This window comes from Vibrio sp. HI00D65, assembly GCF_001635455.1.
In the GTDB taxonomy this organism is placed as follows: domain Bacteria; phylum Pseudomonadota; class Gammaproteobacteria; order Enterobacterales; family Vibrionaceae; genus Vibrio.
In genome coordinates, this window is the sequence record NZ_LWEH01000127.1 from 1 (window position 1) to 220 (window position 220).

Genomic DNA, 220 nt, shown 5'->3' on the forward strand with positions numbered 1-220 from the left:
GGTGGTATGACAATCAATCAAACTCACCAATTTAGTATTGGTTATGATTTACGTGGTATCAGTATCGAAAATGTTGAAAATTACGAAAACAGCGATGTTCTTGATGTAGGCACACTATTTACTAAATACAACTACATCGTGCCTATTACACAAGAACTCGCTTGGACAGTGGGTGGCAAACTTGGTTATGAGATGTTCGACGGAGACTATGATGCAGATG

General features: G+C 38.6%; 1 pseudogene. It reads left to right on the plus strand.

Features of this window, described 5'->3' with window-relative positions:
• Positions 1-220: pseudogene (locus tag A3712_RS27765) on the plus strand (transcriptional regulator); the annotation flags it as partial.